The organism is Duganella vulcania, assembly GCF_009857655.1.
Taxonomy (GTDB): Bacteria; Pseudomonadota; Gammaproteobacteria; order Burkholderiales; family Burkholderiaceae_D; genus Rugamonas; species Rugamonas vulcania.
The window spans coordinates 12,274-32,155 of sequence record NZ_WWCX01000057.1 but is presented as its reverse complement, the minus strand read 5'-3'; the positions used below and the strand labels follow the sequence as shown (position 1 = coordinate 32,155).

General features: G+C 63.6%; 19 protein-coding genes. 12 read left to right on the top strand and 7 right to left on the bottom strand.

Annotation, left to right across the window (positions count from 1 at the left end):
* Nucleotides 1-534 precede the first annotated feature (534 nt).
* Genes GTP90_RS24010 through GTP90_RS24000 form a run of 3 tightly spaced genes read left to right on the top strand, consistent with a single transcriptional unit; the run spans nt 535 to nt 2,270 of the window.
* Nucleotides 535-798 (top strand): type II toxin-antitoxin system RelE family toxin, encoded by a 264-nt coding sequence (locus GTP90_RS24010; protein WP_161085905.1) that lies wholly within the window; start codon nt 535-537, stop codon nt 796-798.
* Nucleotides 782-1,114, top strand: coding sequence for a helix-turn-helix domain-containing protein (locus tag GTP90_RS24005; RefSeq protein ID WP_161085904.1), 333 nt, complete (start codon nt 782-784; stop codon nt 1,112-1,114). Before GTP90_RS24010 ends, GTP90_RS24005 begins: the two co-directional genes overlap by 17 nt.
* Before the next feature lie 46 nt (nt 1,115-1,160).
* On the top strand, nt 1,161-2,270 hold the full coding sequence (locus tag GTP90_RS24000; protein ID WP_161085903.1) for a DegT/DnrJ/EryC1/StrS family aminotransferase: 1,110 nt from the start codon (nt 1,161-1,163) through the stop codon (nt 2,268-2,270).
* A 6-nt stretch (nt 2,271-2,276) separates the two neighbouring features.
* On the opposite strand, the gene GTP90_RS23995 is transcribed toward GTP90_RS24000, so the two are convergent.
* Complete coding sequence (locus GTP90_RS23995; protein WP_161085902.1) at nt 2,277-2,741, bottom strand: carboxymuconolactone decarboxylase family protein; 465 nt, start codon at nt 2,739-2,741, stop codon at nt 2,277-2,279.
* Nucleotides 2,742-2,839: 98 nt separating this feature from the next.
* Nucleotides 2,840-3,727, bottom strand: coding sequence for an RNA polymerase sigma-70 factor (locus tag GTP90_RS23990; RefSeq protein ID WP_161085901.1), 888 nt, complete (start codon nt 3,725-3,727; stop codon nt 2,840-2,842).
* Nucleotides 3,728-3,880: 153 nt separating this feature from the next.
* Here GTP90_RS23990 and GTP90_RS23985 point away from each other — a divergent pair, with 153 nt between their 5' ends.
* On the top strand, nt 3,881-5,152 hold the full coding sequence (locus GTP90_RS23985) for an O-acetylhomoserine aminocarboxypropyltransferase/cysteine synthase family protein (protein ID WP_117014760.1): 1,272 nt from the start codon (nt 3,881-3,883) through the stop codon (nt 5,150-5,152).
* Here GTP90_RS23985 and GTP90_RS23980 read toward each other — a convergent pair.
* The 5 genes from GTP90_RS23980 to ompA all read right to left on the bottom strand — a co-directional run bounded on the left by GTP90_RS23980 (nt 5,149) and on the right by ompA (nt 9,840).
* The gene (locus GTP90_RS23980; protein WP_161085900.1) at nt 5,149-6,258 is read right to left on the bottom strand and encodes a hypothetical protein; all 1,110 of its coding nucleotides are present in this window, start codon (nt 6,256-6,258) and stop codon (nt 5,149-5,151) included. The two genes, GTP90_RS23985 and GTP90_RS23980, sit on opposite strands and share 4 nt — an antisense overlap.
* 153 nt (nt 6,259-6,411) lie before the next feature.
* Nucleotides 6,412-7,419 carry a hypothetical protein gene (locus tag GTP90_RS23975; RefSeq protein ID WP_161085899.1) on the bottom strand — a complete coding sequence of 336 codons (1,008 nt, stop codon included), beginning with the start codon at nt 7,417-7,419 and terminating at the stop codon, nt 6,412-6,414.
* A 216-nt stretch (nt 7,420-7,635) separates the two neighbouring features.
* A complete protein-coding gene (locus GTP90_RS23970) occupies nt 7,636-8,328 on the bottom strand; it encodes an HAD-IA family hydrolase (RefSeq protein ID WP_161085898.1) in 693 nt (230 codons plus the stop codon).
* Between the two features lie 9 nt (nt 8,329-8,337).
* Nucleotides 8,338-9,033 (bottom strand): bifunctional 2-polyprenyl-6-hydroxyphenol methylase/3-demethylubiquinol 3-O-methyltransferase UbiG, encoded by a 696-nt coding sequence (gene ubiG / locus GTP90_RS23965; RefSeq protein WP_161085897.1) that lies wholly within the window; start codon nt 9,031-9,033, stop codon nt 8,338-8,340.
* A gap of 93 nt (nt 9,034-9,126) precedes the next feature.
* Nucleotides 9,127-9,840 carry an outer membrane protein OmpA gene (gene ompA, locus GTP90_RS23960; protein ID WP_161085896.1) on the bottom strand — a complete coding sequence of 238 codons (714 nt, stop codon included), beginning with the start codon at nt 9,838-9,840 and terminating at the stop codon, nt 9,127-9,129.
* Nucleotides 9,841-10,286: 446 nt separating this feature from the next.
* Between ompA and gyrA the strand changes: the two genes are divergently transcribed.
* From gyrA to cmk, 8 genes are all read left to right on the top strand, one after another.
* On the top strand, nt 10,287-12,932 hold the full coding sequence (gyrA, locus tag GTP90_RS23955; RefSeq protein ID WP_117014754.1) for a DNA gyrase subunit A: 2,646 nt from the start codon (nt 10,287-10,289) through the stop codon (nt 12,930-12,932).
* Between the two features lie 109 nt (nt 12,933-13,041).
* Nucleotides 13,042-13,596 (top strand): DUF2059 domain-containing protein, encoded by a 555-nt coding sequence (locus tag GTP90_RS23950; RefSeq protein ID WP_161085895.1) that lies wholly within the window; start codon nt 13,042-13,044, stop codon nt 13,594-13,596.
* Between the two features lie 29 nt (nt 13,597-13,625).
* The gene (gene serC / locus GTP90_RS23945) at nt 13,626-14,720 is read left to right on the top strand and encodes a 3-phosphoserine/phosphohydroxythreonine transaminase (RefSeq protein WP_161085894.1); all 1,095 of its coding nucleotides are present in this window, start codon (nt 13,626-13,628) and stop codon (nt 14,718-14,720) included.
* A gap of 7 nt (nt 14,721-14,727) precedes the next feature.
* Nucleotides 14,728-15,801: a prephenate dehydratase gene (gene pheA / locus GTP90_RS23940; RefSeq protein WP_161085893.1), complete on the top strand. Its 1,074-nt coding sequence runs from the start codon at nt 14,728-14,730 to the stop codon at nt 15,799-15,801.
* 28 nt (nt 15,802-15,829) lie between these two features.
* Nucleotides 15,830-16,939: a histidinol-phosphate transaminase gene (gene hisC, locus GTP90_RS23935; protein WP_161085892.1), complete on the top strand. Its 1,110-nt coding sequence runs from the start codon at nt 15,830-15,832 to the stop codon at nt 16,937-16,939.
* Nucleotides 16,939-17,865 (top strand): prephenate dehydrogenase, encoded by a 927-nt coding sequence (locus GTP90_RS23930; protein WP_175048207.1) that lies wholly within the window; start codon nt 16,939-16,941, stop codon nt 17,863-17,865. Before hisC ends, GTP90_RS23930 begins: the two co-directional genes overlap by 1 nt.
* Nucleotides 17,866-17,880: 15 nt before the next feature.
* Complete coding sequence (gene aroA, locus GTP90_RS23925; protein ID WP_161085891.1) at nt 17,881-19,194, top strand: 3-phosphoshikimate 1-carboxyvinyltransferase; 1,314 nt, start codon at nt 17,881-17,883, stop codon at nt 19,192-19,194.
* A gap of 14 nt (nt 19,195-19,208) precedes the next feature.
* Nucleotides 19,209-19,877, top strand: coding sequence for a (d)CMP kinase (cmk, locus tag GTP90_RS23920; RefSeq protein ID WP_161085890.1), 669 nt, complete (start codon nt 19,209-19,211; stop codon nt 19,875-19,877).
* Nucleotides 19,878-19,882: the final 5 nt, after the last annotated feature.

The following is a 19,882-nucleotide window of genomic DNA, read 5'->3' as shown; positions in this document are numbered from 1 at the left end:
GGCTCCCTCGATAGGCGAAGTATGGATAGAAATAAGGGGAGGAACAAACGATCACTCGTACGTACTGACAGCTTAATTGCTGTTAGCGTCCTAAACCCTTCTTCCCTGAGGCGGACCGCTAAAAATCATGGAGCCATTTATAGGGAGTCGCGCTGTGAGGAGGCACTTCAATCCGCGCTAAATCTAGTCGCTAGTCCAAAACGCGCATGTCCGTGTTGTACTAGTTAAATTGAATGATAGCGATAAGTATGTAGAACTGTCTGCGGAGTGATGCGGACGCGGGGCGGAGCGGGGACTTCGCCCCGCATGCGGGGCGCCCGCGAAGCGGGTTGCGCTTGCAAGCGCAACCCTCTCCGATTCGTCTGATCTCAAAATCGCCTTTGGCGATTTTGCGGTGGCGTCATCTATAAAGAAAATCGCCGAGGGCGATTTTTCCTCCCGGCATTAAATTCCACACAGAAGCTTGATCAAACTCGATACCAGGTTTACGTTATAGCCTTAGATTGGTAAAACTATATTTGAGCTATAATTCTCGTGAACTCAATCTTCTGGATGCCTCGGGCCGTGCGTCAGCTTCGCAAGATCGCGGAACAGGCGAAGCGCGAGGCTATCTATGACGCGGTTCAGAATTTAGCAACATGGCCTATGTGCAATGGCGATATCAAACGCCTGCAGGGCCGCCAAGATTACCGATTGCGCATCGGCGACTATCGAGTAATTTTCGAAATTGACCAGCGTGGCAACCCGATCATCGTCACAATCTCGCAAGTGAGTAAGCGAAATGAACGCACCTATTAACATTCAGATTCTGAACGGACCGGATGGCTTGCCGGCGTTTGCCGTCATTCCTTATGGCGATTATCTGAACATGACCAAGTGCCAACCGGAGCGTACCGTTCCCAATGAAGTGGTCGGCAAGGTCATCAAAGACGGACTTACTCCCATCCGTGCCTGGCGCGAACACTTGGGCCTGACGCAAGCGGAAGTTGCCAGCCGCCTGGGCATCGCGCAGTCGTCCTATGCAGTCCAGGAGAGCAGCGCCAAGCTGCGCAAATCGACTCGCGAAAAAATCGCTGTAGTCTTGGGCGTGTCGTTAGAGCAGCTGAACTTTTAAATATGCTTCTAAGGTGTCCGTCGCGGCGCGCTGTTAGAATCGCTCCATGCTCAAATTCGCCCAACCCCAACTCGATGAAGACACCATCCAGGCCGTAGCCGCTGTGCTGCGCTCGAACTGGATCGCCACTGGCCCCAACGTCACCGAACTTGAACGCGCCTTATCGGAGAGCTTCAACGGCCGCCCGACGCGCGTGCTCACCTCGGCCACCGGCGCGATGGAGATCGCGCTGCAGGTCTGCGGCATCGGCCCTGGCGACGAGGTCATCACCTCCGCGCAAAGCTTCTTCTCCGCGATGAACATGATCGTCAAGGTCGGCGCCACGCCGGTGTTCGTCGATTGCGAGCTGCATACCCGCGCCATCGACCTGGCGCAAGTGGAGGCGGCCATCACGCCGCGCACCAAGGCCATCATGCCGACCCACTTCCCGGGCGCGCTGGGCGACATCGACGCCTTGTACGCATTGGCCAAGCGCCACCAGCTGCGCGTGATCGAAGACGCCGCGCTGGTACAAGGCTCGTACTGGAAAGACCAACCGGTGGGAGGCTTCGGCGACATCGCCACCTTCAGCTTCCACCCGAATAAAAACATGACCACCATCGAAGGCGGCGCCATCGTCGTCGCCAGCGAGGACGAGGCGAAGCTGGTGGACCTGCTGCGCTTCCACGGCATCCAGCGCCTGCCGGACGACACGCGCGACGTCGCCATGGCCGCCGGCAAATTCAACATGTCCGATGTGTCGGCGGTGATCGGCGTCCATCAACTCAAGCAGCTGCCGCGCTTCCTCGAACAGCGCGCAGCGCTGGCCGAACGCTACTTCGAACAATTCCCGCCGCTGCCCGGCGTCGTGCTGCCGCCGCGCGGCCAGCCGCGCCAGAGCTGGAACATGTTCAATGTGCTGATCCCCTACGAACAGTTCGGCCTCACGCGCAAGAGCTTCCGCGCCGCCTTGCAGGAGCAGGGCGTCGGCACCGGCATGTCGTACGAGGCCTGTCACCTGACCACCGTCGGCCGCGGCTTCGGCTACACCGATGGCCAGTTCCCCATCGCAGAGCGCATCGCGCGCGAGACCGTCACGCTGCCGCTGCACGCGGCGATGACGCTCGAAGACGTCGACCACGTCTGCGCCGTGGTCGCACAAGTCCTCAAGGCCTGATCGAGCTTACATGCCGGGCGCCGGTACTTCCGGGATCTGGTTGCGCAGGCTGGCGTTGATGCTGTTCCAACCCTTGATCACGGCGATGCTGTAGCTGATCTCGGCGATCTCGTTGTCGGTGAAGTGCTGCTGCAGCAGGGCGAAATCCTCGTCGCTCGGATGACGGTGCGGAATCGCGTTGACCGCCTCGGCCCAGTTCAGCGCCGCGCGTTCGCGATCGCTGAAGAAGGGCGCTTCGCGCCAGCCGGCGATGGCGTTCAGGTGGCGCGGATCGGCTTCCTGCTTGATCAAATCGCGCCAGTGCATGTCGATGCACACGCCGCAGCCGTTGATCTGCGATACGCGCAGGTTGATCAGCTCCACCAGGCGCGCGCCCAGCGAGCTTTTCTTGATGGTGCCGGACATCGTGATCATGGCGTGCAGCTGGGTTTGCGCCAATTGGAAGAATGCGATGCGTGGAGCGTGGTTCATGATGAGTGCCTTTCAGTCAGCGAGGGCGCACCATTGCGCCCTCCATACCTGTAAGACGCCCCGGCTTCGCGTTCTGTGACAGCCCGCCGAAAAAAATCTCAAATAAATTGAGGCAGCGCGGTCAGCTTGTCCGGATTGCGCATGATGAAGATCGCGGTGATGCGGCCATCCTCCACCTGGAACGACTGCGCCGATTCCAGCTTGCCGTCCACGTAGCGCACCAGTCCCGGCGTGCCGTTGACGCGCGCCGGACGATAGACCACGCGGTTCGGGTTCTCGTTTTCCAGCGCCCAGTAGATGCCGGCCACGCGCCCCGCGCCGTGCAGGATGTGGGTGAATGCCCGGACCTTGCCGCCGCCGTCGGCCACCAGTTGCACGTCGCCGTCCATCATCGCCTTCATGGCGGCGCGGTCGCCGACCTTGGCCGCCTCCATGAACCGCACCAGCAGCTCGCGGTGCTGCTCCTTCGGCACCTCGAAGCGCGGCTTCTGCTGCTGCACGCGCTCCTGCGCGCGATGCACCATCTGCCGGCAGGCCGATTCGCTCTTGCCCAGCATGCCCGCGATATCGGCGTAATCGTGCTCGAACACCTGCCGCATCAGGAAGGCCGCGCGCTCCTCTGGCGACAGGCGCTCCAGCACCCACAGGAAGGCCATCGACACCTCGCTCGCCAGCTCCGCGCTGCTCTCCGGCGTGTGCTCGTCCAGTTCCACGATGGGCTCCGGCAGCCACCAGCCGACATACGATTCGCGCTCCGCCATGCGCCCGCGCAGGCGGTCGATGGCCAGGCGGGTGGTGACGGTCACCAGCCAGGCCTCGGCCGATTGCACCGCCTGTTGGTCGCTGCCGTGCCAGCGCAGCCAGGCATCCTGCATCACGTCCTCTGCGTCGGCGCGCGTGCCGAGCATGCGGTAGGCGATGGAGAACAGCCGCGGGCGCAGCGCGGCGAAGGTGGCCAGTTCGGCGGGGGAGGTGGTATCGGTCATGGCAGGTAAATGTAGTGGTCCTCAGGCATAGACGCGCCAGCCGCCCATTCTGTGACATTTTGCATAAGCTAGTGAGATTTAATTCCTTGCGTGCGCGGCCCGCTCCTCCTATCCTGCAAGATGCTCATTTTGCAATGCTAACCGGGAGACCTCATGAAGCTGGAAACCATCGCCGTCCACGGCGGCTATCAACCCGATCCCACCACCCGCGCGGTGGCGGTGCCGATCTACCAGACCGTCGCCTACGCCTTCGACGACACCCAGCACGGCGCCGACCTGTTCGACCTCAAGGTGCCCGGCAACATCTACACCCGCATCATGAACCCGACCCAGGACGTGCTGGAGCAGCGCGTGGCGGCGCTGGAGGGCGGCGTGGCGGCGTTGGCGCTGGCCTCGGGCCAGGCAGCCGTGACCTACGCGATCCAGACCATCGCCGAGGCGGGCGACAACATCGTCTCCGCCTCCACGCTGTACGGCGGCACCTACAACCTGTTCGCCCACACGCTGCCGCAGTTCGGCATCACCACCCGCTTCGCGGACGCCCGTGACCCGTCCTCGTTCGCGGCGCTGATCGACGAGCGCACCAAGGCCGTGTTCATCGAGTCGATCGGCAACCCGCTCGGTAACATCACCGACATCGAGGCCATCGCCGCCGTCGCCCACCAGCACGGCGTGCCGCTCATCGTCGACAACACCGTCGCCACGCCCTACCTGCTGCGCCCCATCGAGCACGGCGCCGACATCGTCGTGCATTCGCTGACCAAGTACCTGGGCGGCCATGGCAATTCGATCGGCGGCGCCATCGTCGATTCCGGCAAGTTCCCGTGGGCCGAGCACAAGGAGCGCTTCAAGCGCCTCAACGAGCCGGACGTGTCCTACCACGGCGTGGTCTACACCGAGGCGCTGGGGGCGGCGGCCTACATCGGCCGCGCGCGCGTGGTCCCGCTGCGTAACACCGGCGCGGCGATCTCGCCGTTCAACGCCTTCCTGATACTGCAGGGGATAGAGACGCTGGCGCTGCGCATGGAGCGCATCACCGAGAACGCGCGCAAGGTGGCGCAGTTCCTCAGCGGGCACGCCAAGGTCAAGTGGGTCAACTACGCGGGGCTGGAGGATCACCGCGACCACGCGCTGGCGAAGAAGTACCTGGGCGGGCGCCCTTCCGGCGTGCTGACCTTCGGTGTCGAAGGCGGTGTGCAGGGTGGCGCGCGCTTCCAGGATGCGCTGAAGTTGTTCACGCGCCTGGTCAACATCGGCGACGCCAAGTCGCTGGCCTGCCACCCGGCGTCTACCACGCACCGCCAGCTCAACGAGGAGGAGCTGGCCAAGGCCGGGGTGACGGTCGACACGGTGCGCCTGTCGATCGGCATCGAGCACAGCGACGATCTGCTGGCCGACCTGGAACAGGCGCTGGCGGCGGTCTAGGGCTTGGTCTTGACCTTGTCCGGCACGCGGGTGACCAGCACCTCGCCATCGTCGGCGATGGTGCAGTCGATGATGTGGCTGCGCGACACGCCCGCGTGGGGGGAAAACAGGTCGTGGTATTTGCCCGGATTTTCCAGCCGCAGGTCGATGCGGAAGCTCTCCAGGTGGTTGATCTCCTTGACCTGGCGCACGCGCTGCTTGCGGATATCGGCTTCCTTGTCGCTGCGGCCGTGCATCTGCGGACCTTCGAAATAGCGTATCAGCGCGCATTCCACGGCGTCGATGCGGTCCTTCAGCAGCACGTCGGCCGCCACCGGATTGTCGTTGGCCGGCAGCTCGGCCGGGTCGCCATCGTCGGAGATCACCTCCACGTTCATGCGCTGGATCAGCAGCAGCATGTCGTTGTCCTCGCTGTTGTTCTGGTGGACCTTCTGCACCGCGGGCAGGCGCGCGCGCGCCAGGCGGCCAAGCGGGTCCCTGGTCTGGCCGACATACTGCACCTTGCTCTGGAAGGTCAGCGCATTCTCGTATTGCTGCAGCACGTCGTGGATCGACAGCGCCTCGATCAAGCCGCCCCAGTTCAGCGTGATGAAGCGGTCGGTGACCACCACGCTGGGCTTTTTCAGCGTGGCCGCGAACGGCACTTCGAGCTCGATGGTGATGCTGTCGCGCTTGCCCTCGGCGCCCACCAGGATGGGCACCGTCAGCTTGAGCGAGAAGAAGCCCCAGCTGGTGCTGCGCGACGGGTCGAAGCGCACGCGCGGACGGTTGACGGCGAAATAGATCAGCCGTTTTTCCATCGTCGCTTCCAGGTCGAACTGCATGCGGCGCAGGTGGCGCCCGACCGGGTCGCGGATGTCGGGGATTTCCGGGAAGCCGGCCACCAGGTCGTACCAGTGGAATTTGGCGTCGGCCACCGTCACCACCCAGGTCTGGGGCGCGGCGGTACGTTGCGGCATCAGCGGCAGCAACTCGTCGATCTGCTCGGCCGGCGCGGCCAGCAGGTCGTGGAACGGCTCCGGCGCTTCGGCGAACAACTCGCCCACGCCCAACTCGTCCAGCGATGGGTCTGGATAGTCGTCCTCAGCGATCAAATCGCTCGTCATGGCCTGCGCTCCTGGATCTATGTAAGTATTTTCCACAGTATAGTATGCTTCCCGGAACATTTCCATCTGGCAAGTCTATAGCAGTGGGAATCTTCACGCAATGTAACACCACGGCGTCCGGCACGCACGTGGCGCACGGCAAGCGGGCGCGCCTCAGCCCTTGCCGGGTTTTGCCGGCGGCGGCAGGGGAGCGACCATGGCCTGGCCGTCGGCGATGAAGCAGCTCAGCAGGTGCTGGCGGGCGCTGGCCACGTGTTCGGAGCACAGGTAATTGTAGCGGCCGGCGTCCTCGTAGCGCAGGTCGATGGTGTACTGCGTCAGGTTGTGCTGGGCCTGCAGCGCGGCCAGGCGGGCGGCGCGCAGCGTGCGCTGCTCGGCGGTGCGGCTGCGCGCGGAGGCACCCTCGAAATAGCTGACCAGTGCCGCCTCGATCAGTTCCATGCGCGTCTCCTGCAGCGCGTCGGCCGCCACCGGATCGGCGTTGCGCGCGGCGCCGGCCGGATCGCCGTCGGCGCAGCTGACCTGCACCTCCAGCTGCTGCACCAGCAGCAGGGTGTCGAAATGCCCGCTGTGCTGCGCGTGCAGCCTTTGCAGCGCCGGCAGGCGGCCCTTGCCCAGGCGCGCATCGTCGTCGCGGGTCTGGCCGACATGCACCACCTTGCTCGGGATCTTCAGCGCGTGGGCGTAGTTTTGCAGGATGTCGTGGACCGAGAACGCCTCGATCAGGCCGCCCCAGTTCAGGGTGACGAAGTTCGGGGTCAGCGTCACGGTCGGCTTTTTCATGGTGGCGGCGAACGGCACCTTGAGCTCGATGGTGATGCTCTCCCTGGCCTCGTCCGCGCCCATCAGCAGCGGCAGCGTCAGCTTGAGCGAGAAGAAGCCCCACTGCACCGCGCCCTTGATGTCGAAGCGCACGCGCGGGCGGATCACGGCGAAGAACAGGTGGCGCTGGGCCGATGCGGCCTCCAGCTCGAACTGCATGCGGCGCTGGTAGCGGCCGATCGGATCGCGGATGTCCGGCGCCTGCGGGAAGCCCGCCACCAGGTCGTACCAGTGGTATTTGGCGTTGGCCACGCTGACCGTCCAGCTTTGCGGCGCGCCCGGCCCGGATTGCTCGGAACAAGGCTGCGAAGTCGGGGCAGCCAGCTCAGGAAAAGTCATAAAACCCCTGAAAAGGAAAGTTGAGATAGTGGTGACTGTCTCCCTTCCCGTTCAGCGAGTTTGTGGCTTGCAGGAAATAAGTAATACTACGCAGTCGGGGCGATTATACGTAGTTAAACTGCTTGAACAACCGATTAGTGTTCCTGCTCAAATGGTAGCGTTTTCATTGAGTGGTCTATACAACAGTTAGCGTTATCAAGTGCAAAATCGCTCATTTCAGGCGGCCAGTTCGGATCTGCTGGACAATGTTTCTTGTAGCAATGCCAATAGTTGTGAAGGGCTATCAAACAGATAGTCAGCGTGCCAGCCCTGCGGTTCGACCGGGCCGCAGTAACCCCAGCCGCAGGCGATGGTCGGCATGGCGGCGGCCTTGCCGGCCTGGATGTCGCGCAGGTCGTCGCCCACGTACCAGCACTGCTCCGGCGCCAGGCCGAGGCGGGCGGCCGCCTCGAGCAACGGCGCCGGGTGCGGCTTGGCGTGGGGCGTGGTGTCGCCCGACACCACGCAGGCCGCATGGCCCAGGCCGATCTGCGGCAGCAGCGGATCGGTGAAGCGCGCCGGCTTGTTGGTGACGACGCCCCATTGCAGCCCGGCCTGCTCGATGCCGGCCAGCAGCTCGACAATGCCGGGGAACAGCGAGCTGTGCACCGCCATCGCCGCCTGGTAGTTGGCGAAGAAGCCGTCGCGCAGCGGGATGAAGCCCTCGTCCTCCGGCTTCAGGCCGAAGGCCGCGCCGATCATGCCGCGCGCGCCGGCCGAGGCGGTCGGGCGCAGCAGCTCGTAGGCGGTCGGTTCCAGGCCGCGCTCGGTGCGCAGCAGGTTGACGGCGGCCGCCAGGTCGGGGGCGGTGTCGGCCAGCGTGCCGTCGAGGTCGAACAGGATGGCGCGCGGAGGATTGATCTCGGTCATAAAGAGTCTTTACAGCGGACGGGTGGTGGCGACCAGGTAGTTGACGCTGGTGTCGTCGTTCAGGGAATAGATCTTGGTCAGCGGGTTGTAGCCCATGCCCTTGAAGCCCTGCACGTCGAGGCCGGCGCTGCGCACGTACTGCGCCAGCTCGGCCGGGGTGATGAATTTGTCGTAGTCGTGGGTGCCCTTGGGCAGCATGCGCAGCAGGTATTCCGCGCCCAGGATGGCGAACAGGTAGGCCTTGGGATTGCGGTTGAGCGTGGAGAAGAACACGTGGCCGCCCGGCTTGACCAGGGTGGCGGCGGCGCGCACGATGGCGCTCGGGTCCGGCACGTGCTCCAGCATTTCCATGCAGGTGACGACGTCGAACTGGCCCGGCTCCTGGGCCGCCATTTCCTCGGCGGCGACCAGCTTGTAGCGCACCGCCACGCCCGATTCCAGGCTGTGCAGGTCGGCCACCTTCAGCGCTTTTTCCGACAGGTCGATGCCGGTCACGGTGGCGCCCTTGCGCGCCATCGATTCGCTCAGGATGCCGCCGCCGCAGCCGATGTCGATCACCTTCTTGCCGGCCAGCGGCGCGCGCGCGTTGATCCACTCCAGGCGCAGCGGGTTGATCTCGTGCAGCGGACGGAACTCGGAGGTCGGGTCCCACCAGCGATGGGCGAGGTCGGAGAATTTTTGCAGTTCTAATGGATCGGCGTTCATCGGTTCAGCTCATAGGGACTAATCCCGCTATTCTAAAGCAGGAGGCGTAAAAAAACCCCGCCGTAGCGGGGTTTCGAGCAGCTAGGCAGGCAATTACTTGCTGGTGCCGACTACTTCGATTTCTACGCGACGGTTCTTGGCGCGGCCTTCTGCAGTTTTGTTGTCTGCAACTGGCTGTTTCTCGCCTTTGCCTTCGGTGTACACGCGGTTGGCTTCAACGCCTTTGGAGATGATGTAGGCTTTGACGGCTTCAGCGCGGCGTACCGACAGCTTCTGGTTGTATTCATCGCTACCAACGGAGTCGGTGTGGCCGACGGCGATGATGACTTCCAGGTTGATCGAACCCAGTTTCGAGGTCACGTCGTCCAGTTTCGCCTTGCCTTCTGGTTTCAGAACGGCTTTGTCGAAGTCGAAGAACGCGTCGGCTGCGAAGCTGACTTTTTGTGCGGTTGGCACTGGAGCGGCTGGCTTAGGTGCCGGTGCCGGGGCAGGTGCTACTGGCGCTGGTGCGGCAGGCGCTGCTGGAGCGACGCATTTGCCGTCAACCAGTTTCTCTGGCTCAACGCACAGTGGCGCGTCGCAACCTGGAACGGCATCAGCCGGGGTCCAGTAGCCGGTGCGCCAGCACAGGCCGAACGGGTCACGGGCGATCACGCCGCGCGCGTCTTGCACATAAGCGCTCTTAGGGGTGGCTGCCTTGATGTCCTGGGTGACAGGCGCATACGGAGGAGCGGTAGGCGCGGTTTGTGCAATAGCCGAGCCAGCGAATGCAGCCGATACGGCCAGCATCGAAATCAGTTTTTTCATATTTTTCTTCCTTTCGGGGGTGATATCCGCAGAAAAACTGCGCGACGTAGTAATACGTGGGGCGAATTCTACCACGTGGGTACGGCGCGCCTGTCTCCCGATTGCGAAACGAGCAATTAACTTCTAATCCATTTTGCCACAAGCGATCTTTGGGCGTGAAAAGGGCGTGACACGAGTCCTTTTTGATTCCGACCAAAATGTTGTTTTGTTGCAACGTGATTATCGATAATAATTGAGTAATGTGTCATGACTATTACATGGCGTTACAACGTGCGCCTGACCTGCGGGCCCCAGCAATGGCGGGCGCCGTGCCGGAATTGTGCTGGTTGCTGTGCGCGCATGCTAAAATCGCACGCTTGCCTGTCCGTAGTGAGAGGCGCTAGAAATGCAGTACGTGCGGCATACATTGCTTAATAAACCACAGTCAAAGATCAGTCGACCCGCCAATGGATCAATTCGCAAAAGAAACAATCCCTATTTCCCTCGAAGAAGAGATGCGCAAGAGCTACCTCGATTACGCCATGAGCGTGATCGTGGGCCGCGCCTTGCCTGACGTCCGAGACGGCCTCAAGCCGGTGCACCGCCGGGTTCTGTTCGCGATGCACGAAATGAACAACGTGTGGAATCGTCCTTACGTCAAATGCGCCCGTGTGGTGGGCGAGACGATGGGTAAGTACCACCCGCACGGCGACGCGTCGATCTACGACACGCTGGTCCGCATGGCGCAGGACTTCTCGCTGCGCTACATGCTGGTCGACGGCCAGGGCAACTTCGGCTCGGTCGACGGCGACGGCGCGGCGGCAATGCGTTACACCGAGTGCCGCCTGGACAAGATCTCCGCCGAGCTGCTGGCCGACATCGACAAGGAAACCGTCGACTTCCAGCCCAACTACGACGGCAAGGAAAAGGAACCGACGGTCCTGCCGACCCGCATCCCCAACCTGCTGATCAACGGCTCGTCCGGTATCGCGGTCGGCATGGCGACCAACATCCCGCCGCACAACCTGCATGAAGTGATCGCCGGCGCGCTGCACGTGCTGCGCAATCCGCAATGCACGATCGACGAGCTGATCGAACTGATCCCGGCGCCGGACTTCCCGACCGGCGGCACGATCTACGGCGTCTCGGGCGTGCGCGACGGTTACCGCACCGGCCGTGGCCGCGTGGTGATGCGCGCCAAGACCCACTACGAGGAATACGGCAAGGACGGCGGCCGCACCGCCATCATCGTCGACGAGCTGCCGTACCAGGTCAACAAAAAATCGCTGCTGGAACGCATCGCCGAAAACGTGCGCGACAAGAAGCTCGAAGGCATTTCCGACATCCGCGACGAGTCCGACAAGTCGGGCATGCGCGTGGTTATCGAGCTCAAGCGCGGCGAAGTGCCGGAAGTGGTGCTGAACAACCTGTACAAGCAAACCCAGCTGCAAGACACCTTCGGCATGAACATGGTGGCCCTGGTCGACGGCCAGCCGCGCCTGCTGAACCTGAAGGAAATGCTGAGCTGCTTCCTGTCGCACCGCCGCGAAGTGGTCACGCGCCGCACCGTGTTCGAGCTGCGCAAGGCGCGCGAGCGCGGCCACGTGCTGGAAGGCCTGGCCGTGGCGCTGGCCAACATCGACGACTTCATCGCCATCATCAAGGCGGCGCCGACGCCGCCGGTCGCGAAAACCGGCCTGATGGACCGTTCCTGGGATTCGTCGCTGGTGCGCGAGATGCTGGCCCGTACCGGCGACGGCACCACCGCCGGCGGCATCGACGCCTTCCGTCCGGAGCACCTGCCCAAGCACTACGGCATGCAGGCCGACGGCATGTACAAGCTGTCCGACGACCAGGCGCAGGAAATTTTGCAGATGCGCCTGCAACGCCTGACCGGCCTGGAACAGGACAAGATCGTCAACGAGTACAAGGACGTGATGGCCGAAATCGCCGACCTGCTGGACATCCTGGCCAAGCCGGAACGCGTGACCACCATCATCACCGACGAGATGACCCACGTGGTCAACGAATTCGGCGACCCGCAGAAGGATCCGCGCCGCTCCAACATCGAGCACAACGCGACCGACCTGGGCACCGAGGACCTGATCACGCCGCAGGACATGGTGGTGACGTTGTCGCACACCGGCTACATGAAGGCGCAGCCGATTTCCGAGTACCGCGCGCAGAAGCGCGGCGGACGCGGCAAGCAGGCCATGGCGACCAAAGAGGAAGACTGGATCGACCAGCTGTTCATCGCCAACACCCACGACTACATCCTGTGCTTCTCCAACCGCGGCCGCATGTACTGGCTCAAGGTGTGGGAAGTGCCGCAAGGCTCGCGCAACTCGCGCGGCAAGCCGATCGTCAACATGTTCCCGCTGGCGGACAACGAGAAGATCACGGTCATCCTGCCGCTGTCCGGCGAAAACCGTACCTTCCCTGAAGACCACTACGTCTTCATGTCGACCAGCCTGGGCACCGTGAAGAAGACGCCGCTGAAGGACTTCAGCAATCCACGCAAGGCCGGCATCATCGCGGTCGACCTGGACGAGGGCGACTTCCTGATCGGCGCCGCGCTGACCGACGGCCAGCACGACGTGATGCTGTTCTCCGACGCCGGCAAGGCGGTGCGTTTCGACGAGAACGACGTGCGTCCGATGGGCCGCAACGCCCGCGGCGTGCGCGGCATGAACCTGGACGAAGGCCAGCGTGTGATCGCGCTGCTGGTGGCGGAAAACGAGCAGCAGTCGGTGCTCACGGCCACCGAGAACGGCTTCGGCAAGCGTACTCCGATCATCGAGTACACCCGCCACGGCCGCGGCACCAAGGGCATGATCGCGATCCAGACTTCGGAACGCAACGGCAAGGTGGTGGCGGCGACGCTGGTCGATTCGACCGACGAGATCATGCTGATCACCACCGGCGGCGTGCTGATTCGCACCCGCGTCTCCGAGATCCGCGAGATGGGCCGCGCCACCCAGGGCGTGACGCTGATCGCGGTCGAAGACGGCACCAAGCTGTCCGGCCTGCAGCGCGTGGTGGAGACGGACATCGACGAAGTCGAACTGGAACCGGGTCCTGATGCCAAGCCAGACGAAGCTCAAGCTGAGTAAGTCGTAGCACACACCGCCCCGGACCTTGGTCCGGGGAGAGCGGGGTCAGGTTTATTGCGCGGATAAATGCGACAATAAGACTGGCTCCTTTTTTTATTGGAAAACGCGTATGAAAAAGTTGATTGCAGCCGTCCTCACCACGCTGGCATTCACCGCCGCCGCGCCGTCGTTCGCCCAGGCACCGCAAGCCGCGCCGCTGGACCCTGCCAGCGTGGCAGCCGCGCGCGAACTGTTCGAGTCGATGAACTATCGCGCGACGATGGTCGACATGATGAAGCAGATGTCGAGCAGCGCCATGGGCTCGATCCGTCCGGCGATGGAAGGGGCGATCAACGGCGACAGCAAGCTCGATGCGGCGGCCAAAAAGCAGGCGCTGGAAAAACTCGCGCGCAAGATGCCTGAGATCGAAAAGCTGATGAACGAATTCATGAGCGATCCGGCACTGGTCGATGAAACGCTGGAAGCGTCGATTCCGCTCTACGCCCGCACCTATACCGTCGACGAGATTCACCAGATCGCCGCCTTTTACCGCACCCCGGTTGGCGTCAAGATGTTGGCCACCATGCCCCGGCTCTCCGCGGAGCTGATGCAGAACACCCAGGGCATGATGACCAAGCGCCTGGGGGCGCTGATGCAGCGCATGATGAAAATATTGGAAGACTAGATTTAACTGATTGAATAAGGGACTGCATAGTGACTCATATCTATAACTTTTCGGCCGGCCCCGCTGTCTTGCCGAAGGAAGTGCTGGCGCAAGCCGCTGCCGAGATGCTGGACTGGCATGGCAGCGGCATGTCCGTCATGGAGATGAGCCACCGCGGACCGGAGTTTATTTCGATTTACAAGGCAGCGGAGCGCGACCTGCGCGAGCTGCTGGCAGTACCGGACAACTACAAGATCTTGTTCATGCAGGGCGGCGGACTGTCGCAGAACGCCCTGGTGCCGCTGAACCTCGTCGGCCACAAGCCGCAGCCAGCGACCATCGATTTCATCCAAACCGGTTCGTGGTCGGGCAAATCCATCAAGGAAGCCGCCAAGTACGCCAACGTGAATGTCGCCGCCTCGTCGGCGACGCAAGTGCCGCCGCAGTCGGAGTGGAAGCTCACGCCCGGCGCGGCCTACCTGCACATGTGCACCAACGAGACCATCGACGGCATCGAGTTCGACTTCGACGCCGGCGTGCCGGCGCCGCAAGAAGGCGTGCTGCTGGTGGCCGACATGTCCTCGCACATCCTGTCGCGCCCCATCGACGTATCCAGGTATGGCCTGATTTTCGCCGGCGCGCAGAAGAACATCGGCCCGGCCGGTGTGACCATCGTCATCGTGCGCGAAGACCTGCTGGGCAAGGCGCTGCCGGCCTGCCCGTCGGCGTTCGACTTCAAGCTGGTGGCCGACAACGAGTCGATGTACAACACGCCGCCCACCTACGGGATCTACATCGCCGGCCTGGTGTTCCAGTGGCTGAAGAAGCAGGGCGGCGTGGCCGAGATGGAGAAGCGCGCCATCGCCAAGGCCAGGCTGCTGTACGCGGCGCTCGACGCCGACGATTTTTACCAGACCCGCGTGGCGAAACAAAACCGCTCGCGCATGAACGTTCCTTTCTACCTGAAGGACGAGAGTCAGAATGAGGCATTCCTGGCCGGCGCCAAGGCGCGCGGCCTGCTGCAATTGAAGGGCCACAAGTCCGTCGGCGGCATGCGCGCATCGATCTACAACGCCATGCCCATCGAGGGTGTGCAGGCGCTTGTGGACTACTTGAACGAATTCGCAGGCCGCACCGGAAAATAACCCCATCATGACTGACAAACTGACACCCTTGCGCGAGCAGATCGACGCCATCGATGCCCAGATCCTCGACCTGTTGAACCAGCGCGCCAAAGTGGCGCAGCAGGTCGGCCACGTCAAGGCCGAAACCAACGCCCCTGTGTTCCGTCCCGAGCGCGAGGCGCAGGTGCTGCGCGGCGTGGCCGACCGCAATCCCGGCCCGATGGGCGACGTCGAGCTGCAAACCATCTGGCGCGAAATCATGTCCGCCTGCCGCTCGCTGGAGAAGCGCGTCACCATCGCCTTCCTCGGCCCGGCCGGCACCTACACCGAGCAGGCCGCGTACCAGCAGTTCGGCACCGCCGTCGACGTATTGCCTTGCTCGTCGATCGACGAAGTGTTCCGCGCCACCGAGGCCGGCACCGCCGAATTCGGCGTGGTGCCGGTCGAGAACTCGACCGAAGGCGCCATTGGCCGCACGCTGGACCTGCTGCTGCATACCTCGCTGTCGATCAGCGGCGAGGTGTCGCTGGCGGTGCGTCACAGCCTGCTGAGCGGCACCGGCAACATGGACGGCGTCACCGCCATCTGCGCCCACGCGCAGGCGCTGGCGCAGTGCCAGATCTGGTTGAACAACAACTACCCGGACATCGAGCGCCGCGCCGTCTCGTCCAACGCCGAAGCGGCCCGCATGGCGCGCGACGACCACACCATCGCCGCCATCGCCGGCGAGCGTGCCGGCGTGCGCTACGGCCTGGGCACGGTCAAGGCCAACATCCAGGACGACCCGCACAACCGCACGCGCTTCGCCGTGATCGGCCAGTTGCAGGCCGGCCGCTCGGGCCAGGACCGCACCTCGCTGGCGCTGGCCGCACCGCACAAGGCGGGTTCCATCTACCGCCTGCTTGGATCGCTGGCGCGGCACAATGTGTCGATGACGCGTTTCGAATCGCGCCCGGCCCGCACCGGTACCTGGGAATACTACTTCTACGTCGACGTCGAAGGCCATGTGCAGGACGAAGGCGTGGCCAAGGCGCTGGAAGAGCTGCAGAACAACGCGGCCTTCTTCAAGGTGCTGGGTTCCTACCCGGTCAGCCTGAACTAATTTTTTTAACGAGAATCTGAGAGAGACCATGTCCAAGAATTACGGCCCCGAATACGTCCGCGCTATCGCTCCTTACCAGGCGGGCAAACCGATTGCGGAAGTCGCACGCGAATTCGGCCTCGATGAAGAGGCGATCGTGAAGCTGGCGTCGAACGAGAACCCGTTCGGCGTGCCGGCATCGGCGGTGCAGGCGATGAATGCCGCCGCCGCTGAATTGGGGCGCTACCCGGACGCCAATGGTTTCGATCTGAAGGGCGCGCTGTCCAAGCGCTATGGCGTGCCGGCCGAGTGGATCACGCTGGGCAATGGCAGCAACGACATCCTGGAAATCGCCGCCCACGCTTTCGTCGAGCGCGGCCAGTCGGTGGTGTACTCGCAGTACTCGTTTGCCGTGTACGCGCTGGCGACGCAGGGCGTTGGTGCGCGCCACATCGTGGTGCCGGCCAAGGACCATGGCCACGACCTGCCGGCCATGCTGGCGGCGATCGAGGAAGACACGCGCCTGGTCTTCATCGCCAACCCGAACAACCCGACCGGCACCTTCATCCCGGCCGCCGAGATCCAGGCCTTCCTGGACAAGGTGCCGGCTAGCGTGGTGGTAGTGCTGGACGAGGCCTATAACGAATTCCTGGCCGAGGAAAACCAGTTCGAGTCGGCCGAATGGGTCAAGAAGTATCCCAACCTGCTGGTCTCGCGCACCTTCTCCAAGGCGTACGGCCTGGCCGGTTTGCGCGTGGGCTTCGGCATCGCCCAGCCGGCGCTGACCGATTTGATGAACCGCATCCGCCAACCGTTCAACGTCAACTCGCTGGCGCAGGCCGCGGCCATCGCGGCGCTGAACGACAAGGAGTTCCTGAAGCAGAGCGCCGTCAATAACACCGCCGGCTACCAGCAGTTCACCGAGGCCTTCGACAAACTGGGCCTGCAGTACGTGCCGTCGTATGGCAACTTCGTGCTGGTCAAGGTCGGCGACGATGCCGGCGCCGGCGCGCGCGTCAACCTGGCGTTGCTGAAGCAGGGCGTGATCGTGCGCCCGGTCGGCAACTACGGTCTGCCTGAATGGCTGCGCATCTCCATTGGCCTGCCGCAGGAGAACGCGGTGCTGATCGCGGCGCTGACCAAGGCCTTGGCGGAGTAATGTTGAACAAGGTCGTCATCTTTGGCGTGGGCCTGATCGGCGGATCGTTCGCGCGGTCGCTGAAGAAGGCCGGCGCCGTCGGCAGCGTGGTTGGCATGGGGCGGTCCGCCGCCTCGCTGAAGCGCGCGCAGGAACTGGGCATCATCGACGTGATCGGCGTGGCCGACGCCGGTGGTGGCGGCTGCACGATGGCCGAGGCGCTGCAAGGTGCCGACCTGGTGCTGCTGGCCGCGCCGGTGGCGCAGACCGAGGCGATCCTGGTGGCGATGGCACCGCACCTGCAGCCGGGTACCGTGGTCACCGACGCGGGCAGCACCAAGTCCGACGTGGTGGCTTCGGCGCGGCGCGCGCTGGGCGGCAAGATCGCCCAGTTCGTGCCGGGCCATCCGATCGCCGGCCGCGAGACCAATGGTCCCGAGGCGGCGATCGACGATCTGTACGTCGGCAAGAAGGTGGTGCTGACGGCGCTGGATGAGAATTCGGCGCAGGATGTCGAGCGTGTGGCCGCCGCGTGGCGCGCCTGCGATGCGATCATCCACCGTTTGACGCCGCAAGAACATGACAAGGTGTTTGCCGCCGTGAGCCATTTGCCGCATTTGCTGGCCTATGCGCTGGTGGACGACATCGCGAACAAACCGCATGCGGATTTACTGTTTCAGTATGCGGCCAGCGGCTTCCGCGATTTCACAAGGATCGCGGGGTCGTCGCCAGAAATGTGGCGCGACATCAGCCTGGCCAACCAGTCGGCATTGTTGACGGAGCTTGATGCCTATCTGGCACAATTAACGGGCCTGCGTGCCCGTCTCGCCGCCGGTGACGGGGTAGGGCTGGAGAGCGTGTACGCCAACGCCCAGCGCGCCCGCCACCAGTGGATTACAGCGATCGAGGCGGCCGAGGCGCCGCCGTCGCAGGACAAAGCAGACTAAAATCAGGGAATCAGTATGACCCACGAATATATCGACCTGCAAACGGTCGCCCACGTGCAGGGCGCGGTGCGCCTGCCCGGCTCCAAATCCATCTCCAACCGCATCCTGCTGTTGTCCGCCCTGTCGCAGGGCGACGTCGACATCGTCGACCTGCTGGCCTCGGACGACACGGCCGTGATGCTGGCGGCCCTGCGCTCGCTCGGCGTGCAGTGGACCGAGGAGAAAACCGCCACCGGCACCATCCACCACGTCAAGGGCGTGGCCGGCGTGCTGCCGAACAAATCGGCCGATCTCTTCATGGGCAACGCCGGCACCGCGATCCGTCCGCTGACCGCCGCGCTGGCCGTCATCGGCGGCGACTACACGCTGCACGGCGTGCCGCGCATGCACGAGCGCCCGATCGGCGACCTGGTGGACGCGCTGAACGCCGCCGGCACCAACGTCGAATACACCGGCAACCCAGGCTTCCCGCCGCTGCACATCAAGCAGGGCAAGATCCACGCGCAGCGCCTGTCGGTGCGCGGCGACGTGTCCAGCCAGTTCCTGACCGCGCTGCTGATGGTGGCGCCGCTGATGGCGCGCGACCACGCGATCAGCATCGACGTGATCGGTGAGCTGATCTCCAAGCCGTACATCGAAATCACGCTCAACCTGATCCGCCGCTTCGGCGTGACGGTGGAGCAGAACGGCTGGGAGTCGTTCACCATCCAGCCCGGCCAGGTGTACCAGTCGCCGGGCACCATCCACGTCGAGGGCGACGCCTCGTCGGCGTCCTACTTCCTGGCGGCCGGCGCGATCGCCGGCGGCCCGGTGCGGGTCGAGGGCGTGGGCAAGGACAGCATCCAGGGCGACGTGCGCTTCGCCGCCGCGCTGGAGCGGATGGGCGTGCAGATCACCATGGGTGACAACTGGATCGAGGCCAAGTCGAACGGCGTACTGAAAGCCATCGACGCCGACTTTAACCACATCCCCGACGCCGCCATGACCATCGCCATCGCCGCGCTGTACGCCGACGGCACCAGCACGCTGCGCAACATCGCCAGCTGGCGCGTCAAGGAGACCGACCGCATCGCCGCCATGGCGACCGAGCTGCGCAAGGTCGGCGCCATCGTGGAGGAGGGCCCCGACTACATCAAGGTCACGCCGCCGGCCGTCATCACGCCGGCCACCATCGACACCTACGACGACCACCGCATGGCGATGTGCTTCTCGCTGGTGTCGCTGGACGGCGCCGCCCGCAAGGGCAATGTCATGCGCATCAACGATCCCAAGTGCGTGGGCAAGACCTTCCCCGAGTATTTCGCCGCCTTTGCGGCAATAGCAAAATAAATAATCTAAATCAAATGGCCACTTCCCCAATTCCAGTCATCGCCATCGACGGCCCCACCGCATCCGGCAAGGGCACCGTCGCGCACCGCGTCGCCGATAAGCTCGGCTTCCACTACCTGGATTCTGGCGCCCTGTACCGTTTGACGGCGCTGTCGGCACTCCGCCGCGGCACCGATCTGAACGACGAGCACGCGCTGGCCAAGCTGGCCGAGCACCTGCAGTGCAGCTTCCAGGGCGGCGACATCATTCTGTCGCACGAAAACGTCACCGAGGCCATCCGCGCCGAGGAGGTCGGCAACACCGCTTCAAAAATTGCAACATTTCACGCCGTGCGCCATGCGCTGCTGGGGCTGCAGCTGGGCTTCCGCAAGGCGCCGGGCGTGGTGGCGGACGGGCGCGACATGGGCTCGGTGATCTTCCCGAACGCCGCGCTGAAGGTGTTTTTGACCGCCAGTGTGGCGGCGCGCGCGGAACGCCGCTATAAGCAATTGATTGGCAAAGGAATTTCTGCTAATATGGAAGACCTACTGATGGATTTGCAGGCGCGGGACGACCGGGATACAAACCGGACCATCGCGCCGCTGGTCCCCGCAGAGGGGGCGCATGTGCTCGATACCTCGAATATGACCGCTGATGAAGCGGTCGCCCAGGTGTTGCAGTGGTATGCGGCCATCGGTAAATAGCTGGT